Origin of the sequence: Oscillibacter sp. CAG:155 (assembly GCA_000436875.1) — a bacterium.
In the GTDB taxonomy this organism is placed as follows: domain Bacteria; phylum Bacillota; class Clostridia; order Oscillospirales; family Oscillospiraceae; genus Oscillibacter.
Map to the genome: position 1 here is coordinate 1 of FR890836.1, position 6,977 is coordinate 6,977.

Consider the following 6,977-nt stretch of genomic DNA (forward strand, 5'->3'; position numbering starts at 1 on the left):
CACCGGGCAAGCTTTAGTCAAGGGCAAACAGCGCCGCATGGATCTCAAACCGTTGTAGTTACCACGGCTAATAAAGGACTCAACAAGGATGTCGAATTTATTGCTAAGCGACCGTACGACGCCTTGATGACTATACTTTATTCAAATTGGATATCGTTCTCATTGCACCATCGTTCGGCAAGCTCCCGGTAGGCGTTTGCCTGATAGTCGTACCACAACTGTTCCACGCCTTGAAAGCGGATCGTTTGCTTGAAACGCCGGAACGCACCCTTGCCGCGTATTGCCCCAGCCAGCTCGCTTTTGATCCTGCCCGCTGGGAGGTCGTCCACAAAGGAGTCCATGATGCTGTATTCGTGGATTTCATATTTTGTCGGGAATCGGAGAAACCGCTCCGGTTCCTTCTCGATCAGTTCGGCAAGATCCTCATCTGTCTCACCGGTAATCCATACATCAGGCAGATAAACCGTTTCGTTGGTTTTCGTATCATAGAGCATCGTGTAGGCATCGCTGGCCTGTTCGATTGCGTCTATGACCGTTTGCAGCTTGATCTTCATGCGCATCACCGTCCGCAGCACTTTTTGTATTTCTTCCCGCTTCCGCAGGGACAGGGATCGTTCCGGCCAACCTTTTTCGGTTTTGTTCCGTTCTGAATTTCTGCGATTTCTTTCAGGAAATTCATCCGCAGCTCTTCGCTGGGCATCTCCATTGCCAGAATCCCTTGCCGAAGCTCGTCTGGATTCATGGTTCCGTCCGCAATGGCCTGACGGATGTTCGGGCCAAAGGAAATAGACTTGGGAATGCGTTCTTCCGGGGGATACATTGCGGTCAATTCGTCGGGCGTATGACCACGGTTATATTGCATCCGCACATGGTTGTGAAACGGCGTATACACCTCTGCAAAATCGCCTATATCCACTTTGCGGCGAAACTTCACACCGATCTCATCCAACCGGTTCATCACATCCTCAAATCCGGCGTTCATGCAATGGAGACCATAATAGATGTCGATGAACACCGCTTCCAGCTTGTCCTCCGGCACAGTGGTTTTAGTCAGGAGGAAGTTTCGGAATGCCTCTGCTTCCGGGGTATTCTCCCAGTGGAAGGGATTGTCGTAAGCAAGGAACTCCTTCTTGTCCGGCACATAGTAGGGCTTTCCCTGATGGCCTCGTAAGATCTCATGATATGGTTCAAGGTCCTCGCCGATTAGCTGCACATCTATGACCTCGTACTCCATCAACTCGGTTTCAGGACCGTCGTAATAGAGTTCAGATTTACCGAGGATGTAGTAGTCCTCGCACTCATGCCTTGCGATTTCGGCAAAGGCAAGAAATTCTTCCTTCGTCACCAGCGATTTGTTCTGCGATGTGATGATCCCATAGAGCTTGCTGAGCGGGATAATGCCGTACAGATTGGCGGCGGCATTCAAATACTTTCGCAGAAGCCGCGAGGCGGTATCCTTCAACGGGATCTCCCGATAGAGCGCATTTAATTTTCTGCGCCCGTATTCCTCTGGGATCGGGATATAATACGGTTCCTCTCTGCTCATTCCGCTTCCTCCACAATGCCAAAATCAATCAGAATATTTTTATCTCCGTAGGTGGGATAGACGATGCCGGTCATCTCATACGCATATCGCTTGACCTTCCGGAAATCCTTTGTCCGCTCCGGGGAAAATGCTGCGGTTTCATACTTTTCGTATTCCGGCAGACCGGCAAGGTCATCCGCAGCCGCCTTGATCAGTGCATCTGTAACATCATAGATATCTTTCCCGTACTCTACGGCCAACAGCTCGTGTTTCTTTACATCCTGATCCAGATTCCCGAAGGAACGATACAGCAAGTATTTCATCGTAATTTTTTCTCCTTTTCCATGATGTCATCTTGTTCGATGCTTCGATTCTCTCAGGAGCCTTTGCGCTGATCCATCCTACAAATTTATCACAGTTCATTTCAAGAAACTGCTTCGGTGCTCCTGTTCGCGGAATCGGTGTCCCTGCATATTCAGCTCCGAAACCTTGAGCGCCACCAAGTTTATATCTGAACACATGATGCGCGCAATCTGGCCGACATCATAGCCGCCGTATATGTATTCCAGAATCTCATCGTCAGGAAGAGCGATCTGTGCGGCAAACATATTTGCCTCGTATTCCATCCGCTGATTCCGCATGTCAAAAATATTGAATTCCTGCAAGCCGCCAACCTGGATCGCCTCTCCGCGGTGGAGACAGTCATGCCCGATCTCATGGAGCAGAACAATATCGTGCATCACTGGGTCGAGGTGTTTGTTGATGAAAATATAACGGTTGCGTTCAATAACCATGTACGCGCCTTTTTGTCGGGAGAAATCACGAGGCATAACGATCAGCCCCAACTCCCGTGCAATTCGGTCGGCATTTCTTGTGCCGCATTGACGCAAAACACGATTGGCTTTTTGAATGGCCTCCTCAGCTCGAATCAGCATAGCGGTATCACCCCTTTCGGGCAGAATGGTATAATTTCACATTTTCAGTATAACGGATGCGAAGTCCAATATAAGGGACTTAGTTCTCTTCATTCTGCTTTCGATACTTTTTCGGGGTGTACTTTTTGTTGCGCTTTTTCGCATCAATGTAGGCTTCCTGAATCGCGAGCATCAGCTCATCCATGTCTTCTTCGGCCATCTCACCGCCAGAAAAGGCGCCCCGTATCTCTTTCAACAGTCGCTCGGCGCCCTTCTTACCACGATAGCCATATTCCTGCCCCGCCATCGCAATGAAGTCATCGCCCTCGTTGTGCAGATAGTCTGCATCACACCCGAGAATCTGGGCGAGAACGCTATACACCTCACGGTTCTGGGGGTATGTGGTGCCTTTTTCATAGTTGGTGATCGTCCTGAGACCTACTCCCGCCAGCTTTGCAAGTTCCGCCTGAGTAAGCCCCTTTTCCTTGCGCATTGCGCAGAGCTTTTCTCCGAACCTCATAGCATATCCTCCTGCCTGTAAATATGTTAATATGCAATTCGTTTGCGCTATATGCACAAAACCGCTTGACACAAGCAAACAGTTTTCGTATAATGAGATTACGCAATCGTTTTACGCATTTATTGTATATCGGTTTGCGTGTCCCGTCAAGGGGCGTGGCCTTCATTTGTTCTGGAACTTCCAAGAGATGCCAGGCAATGAAAGCTTTGTCTGTGTTTTCCGTGATAGCAAGCAAGGAGTGAGGAAAATGAGTGTACCGTGCAGGAAAGCTTATGTCTCAGTCAATCTGGATGTAGATCAGGAGGGTGTGTTCTATCCCCGCTTCATCCGATGGGAAAACGGCTTGATTTTTCAGATCGACCAAATCTTGTATAAGTGCCGCGCCGCTTCTAAAAAGGTGGGGGGCGGCGGTATCCGTTACACGGTGCAGATCCGTGGCAGAGAGTCCTATCTGTTTCAGGAGGGCAGCAAGTGGTTTGTTGAAGCAAAGGAGATCTGACGATGATTTTGTCCCAGAAGAACATCGAAGAAATTGCCGCAGCCGTGACCAAGGATTTCAACGTGTTCTACTTCGGCTGCGACTCCGAAGAATCCCGGCGTATGGCACGGGGAACCCCGATTGACCAGTTCGCCAGGGAATATCTTGGAATGGCTGTGTCGTTTGCCCGACTTTCCTCAGACGGAAGCATATGCGGCCTGACCGCCTATGCGGACACCGAGTACATCACAGAAGAAATGGGCGTAAAACGAGCAATCTCGCTCAGGAAAAATCAGATTCTGTTGGATGTGAGCTTTATTCAGCCCGGACAAGTCCATAAACTCTGCGGCAAGAGGCGCTTTACTCTCGCCCATGAATGCGCCCATCAGATTTTATTCCAGATGGAAAGCGACGCTGTGCGGTCGGCCTGTACCAAGAAATACTCGGCGTGGACAGCGTATTCGCTCCGGGACTTGAAGACCCGCGAGGACTGGAATGAATGGCAGGCAAATGTCCTTGGGGCGGCAATTCTGATGCCGCAAAAAGAGATCGATCTGGCCATGTGGTACTTTGCCGCCGGCAGGAAATTCATCAACTACGAGGGGGTGTTTGCATACCGCGACAAGGTATCCTTGATGATGTTGTGCAAGCAGCTCGCCGTATCCAAGTCGGCTGCGGTGATCCGGTTACGGCAGCTCGGCTATATCGAGGATCGTCCGTACCGGGAATATATTGATCCGTTGGAGGTGTGGCCGTGAAAAAGAATATCCGCATCTCAGAACCGTCTGAGGAAATGATGGAAAAAATCCGAAAAGCGCGCCATGCCATTGCAAACCAGAAAACAAGGATGGTGAAATGCCCCTTCTGTGGGCACAATTCAATCGCCGTATTTGAAGACACCAGAGGTCATGTTCAGGCCAAGTGCAAGCTGTGTGGCCGCGAAACGGTCTTTGATGTTCTGAGTATGAGACGGTTTTTCCTCCACCTCAACCGGAGGTAGAGATCAACAAATAAATATTTTGATAGCTGTGCTGTGGAGCCGCTGATTGGTGAGTCTTCCTAATGCCGCATGATCAGATGTTTCCGAAATGGAAACACCTGATTTATCGGTATGGGACGACAAGCTCACCGTCATGCGGCTCTTTTTTAGTCTCGTCCTTCCGCTGCTCTCCGCCAGCGGAAAGGACGAGCTATGAAAATCCCGAAAACCCCGAAAGAATTTGACTACGATCTCTGGACTACGGAGGACGGAAAGTGCATGGTGCGGATCAAGGCCACCGGAGAAGCGGTAGAGGTTGATCGCACGGTGATGCAAGTGCTTCGTTCGGAGGAAAAGCGGCTCCGGCGGGCCTTATCCTCAGAGAGTGAGCCGTGTGGAACGGAAAAGACTGCGCCTACACCCCTCTCTCTGGATGCACTTCCAGAAGATGTGGCGGATTCCTGCTGGTTGGCAGACGCCCGTGACTACACGGAGGAGATCACCACGAAACTTCTGGAGAGGAAACTGCGGGAAAGTCTGACCTCCACCCAATATGGCATTTATCAGGCATGCATCCTGAATGGGGTCAGCTACAAGGCATATGCGGATCAAATGGGGGTCAGTTACCAGAGTGTCCAGAATGCGATTCGCCTCATTCAGAAAAAAGCAAAAAATATTTTCGGGTGATAGTTGTGGTTCTCCTGGAAAATGTCCGTTGTAAAGTGAAGGGGCCTTAAGACGCCTTCATTGAACCTTTTCAACTGAATATCCGGCAGCTAAATAACATCAGCGATGAGCGAGCGATGCGGACGGTGCGCGATGACCACCTGTAGGAGACAAAAAGGAAATGCTTTTCTTTTTCTCCTATCAATGACGGCCAATAAGGTGCCCAGCGGGTCCTCCGATCCAAAAGCAGGCATGGCAGCCTGTTTCGCCAAGACCTCATCTGCCTACAATGGTACCCCTGCCCAGCCACAGCCTCAAGCAATGGGGGCAGCTCGGAGAGATCCTCGGAGGGGTTTGATTCCCGGAGTGCGGTGCCCACCGCAGTTTAGTTGACCGCCCTGCCTGGGGAAGTAGTGTCGAATACAGAGATTCCCGGAGTGCGGCGCCCGCCGCAGTTTAGCTGACCGCCCAAGCCTGGGGAAGTAGTGTCGAATACAGGCAACAAAAAGACATTTAATAGTCTTGATATCAGAAGCAATGGGGGTCACCCATCATGTAGCAGGAAAGCCAAGGCTTCCTCAACCAAATCGGGTGACCCCTATTTTTGTGGTATCAATTCATATTCATATTTAGGAGGGATCACATCATGATTGCTGTGTCGCAAACCAAGAGTGCAAACTACCTGTTTATTGTGGCCGTGCTGAAGTCGATGCGGGAAGGTGGCGTGATCACTCAGGCCGAGTATGAGCGAGCCAAGCGCTACTACCAGAAGCTCACCGGCTCCGATCTCGTCATCGCAGATTAAATGTTCAGAAGGAACCGTCTAAATTGATGTATTTTAGGCATCAGGTCTTGTCGCTTGTGTAGAAATTTACTTCTCTGCGTTCTTTCAATAGACTTTGCCTTGCCGTTGACTATAATGTTGCTTGAACCGGAAAAGTGGATGGTACCAAAATGTAGTACAATCCAAAATTCAGCCAGAAAGGAGGGCTGTTGATGCCGCAGGTCAAACTCATCTCGCCCATCACCAGGCAGGAAATCCGCAAAATCCGAGTCGCCGCCTATTGCCGGGTATCTTCCAATTCAGCGGATCAGCAGAACTCCTACGCCAACCAGATTCGGGTATATACCAGCCTCATTCAGAGAAAAAAAGAGTGGGAGCTGGTGGAGATATTCGCTGACGAAGGGCTCTCTGGCATGAACGCACAGAACCGCACCGAATTCCAGCGAATGATCAAGATGTGCGAACAGCACCAAATCGACCTGATCGTCACCAAATCCGTCTCCCGTTTCGCCCGAAACGCCAAGGAGTCTCTGGAATATGTCCGGAAGCTGAAATTGCTCGGCGTGGGGGTGCAGTTTGAGAAAGAGGGAATCTACACCCTGGCCCTCGGAGATGAGATGCTGCTCAATACCTTCTCTGCCATCGCACAGGAGGAGTCTAAGGCAATTTCCCAGAACCAACGGCTTTCCATCGTGAAGCGGATGCAGTCTGGGGAATATGTGGACAGCAACGCTCCTTACGGCTTCCGGCTGGTGGATAAGGCGCTGGTGGTCTATGAACCGGAGGCGGCCATCGTCCGCATGATGTTCGAAAACTACCTGAGCGGCCAGTCTACATCGGAGATCGCCCGGGATCTCAACAGCCGCGGCATCAAAACCAAAACCGGGAAATCCACCTGGCGCTCCACCAAGGTGGCATACATACTTGGAAATGAGCGGTATTGCGGCGATTGCAAATATCAGAAAACCTACCGCGACACCACAGTCCCCTTCAAACAGTTCCGAAATCGAGGTCAGGAGGATATGTTCTACGCCTCCATGACCCACGCTCCTCTTATTGACCGAGATACCTTTGACAAGGTCCAGCTCCTCTTGAAAAAGCGTCAGGATGT

General features: G+C 50.5%; 11 protein-coding genes. 6 read left to right on the forward strand and 5 right to left on the reverse strand.

Annotated elements, in window-relative coordinates; genetic code table 11:
- Positions 1–137: 137 nt before the first annotated feature.
- From QZL67_RS01005 to QZL67_RS01025, 5 genes are all read right to left on the reverse strand, one after another.
- Positions 138–554 carry a UPF0158 family protein gene (locus QZL67_RS01005; RefSeq protein ID WP_180956744.1) on the reverse strand — a complete coding sequence of 139 codons (417 nt, stop codon included), beginning with the start codon at positions 552–554 and terminating at the stop codon, positions 138–140.
- Between the two features lie 5 nt (positions 555–559).
- Positions 560–1,546, reverse strand: a complete 987-nt coding sequence (locus QZL67_RS01010; RefSeq protein WP_022288928.1) for an SEC-C metal-binding domain-containing protein — start codon at positions 1,544–1,546, stop codon at positions 560–562.
- A complete protein-coding gene (locus QZL67_RS01015) occupies positions 1,543–1,848 on the reverse strand; it encodes a hypothetical protein (RefSeq protein ID WP_022288929.1) in 306 nt (101 codons plus the stop codon). The genes QZL67_RS01010 and QZL67_RS01015 overlap by 4 nt, the downstream gene beginning before the upstream one ends.
- 96 nt (positions 1,849–1,944) lie before the next feature.
- Positions 1,945–2,460: an ImmA/IrrE family metallo-endopeptidase gene (locus QZL67_RS01020; RefSeq protein WP_022288930.1), complete on the reverse strand. Its 516-nt coding sequence runs from the start codon at positions 2,458–2,460 to the stop codon at positions 1,945–1,947.
- 79 nt (positions 2,461–2,539) lie between these two features.
- Positions 2,540–2,959 carry a helix-turn-helix domain-containing protein gene (locus tag QZL67_RS01025; RefSeq protein ID WP_022288931.1) on the reverse strand — a complete coding sequence of 140 codons (420 nt, stop codon included), beginning with the start codon at positions 2,957–2,959 and terminating at the stop codon, positions 2,540–2,542.
- Positions 2,960–3,206: 247 nt separating this feature from the next.
- On the opposite strand from QZL67_RS01025, the gene QZL67_RS01030 reads away from it, so the two are divergent.
- The 6 genes from QZL67_RS01030 to QZL67_RS01055 form a co-directional block, all read left to right on the forward strand.
- The gene (locus QZL67_RS01030; protein WP_022288932.1) at positions 3,207–3,458 is read left to right on the forward strand and encodes a hypothetical protein; all 252 of its coding nucleotides are present in this window, start codon (positions 3,207–3,209) and stop codon (positions 3,456–3,458) included.
- Between the two features lie 2 nt (positions 3,459–3,460).
- On the forward strand, positions 3,461–4,195 hold the full coding sequence (locus tag QZL67_RS01035) for an ImmA/IrrE family metallo-endopeptidase (protein WP_022288933.1): 735 nt from the start codon (positions 3,461–3,463) through the stop codon (positions 4,193–4,195).
- Complete coding sequence (locus QZL67_RS01040) at positions 4,192–4,437, forward strand: hypothetical protein (RefSeq protein WP_022288934.1); 246 nt, start codon at positions 4,192–4,194, stop codon at positions 4,435–4,437. Before QZL67_RS01035 ends, QZL67_RS01040 begins: the two co-directional genes overlap by 4 nt.
- A 192-nt stretch (positions 4,438–4,629) precedes the next feature.
- Positions 4,630–5,103 (forward strand): hypothetical protein, encoded by a 474-nt coding sequence (locus QZL67_RS01045; RefSeq protein WP_022288935.1) that lies wholly within the window; start codon positions 4,630–4,632, stop codon positions 5,101–5,103.
- A 625-nt stretch (positions 5,104–5,728) separates the two neighbouring features.
- Entirely contained in the window at positions 5,729–5,887 is a 159-nt protein-coding gene (locus QZL67_RS01050; protein ID WP_022288936.1) for an SHOCT domain-containing protein, read from the forward strand.
- A 191-nt stretch (positions 5,888–6,078) separates the two neighbouring features.
- The coding region (locus QZL67_RS01055) for a recombinase family protein (protein ID WP_292919612.1) at positions 6,079–6,977 on the forward strand (899 nt) is incomplete at its 3' end.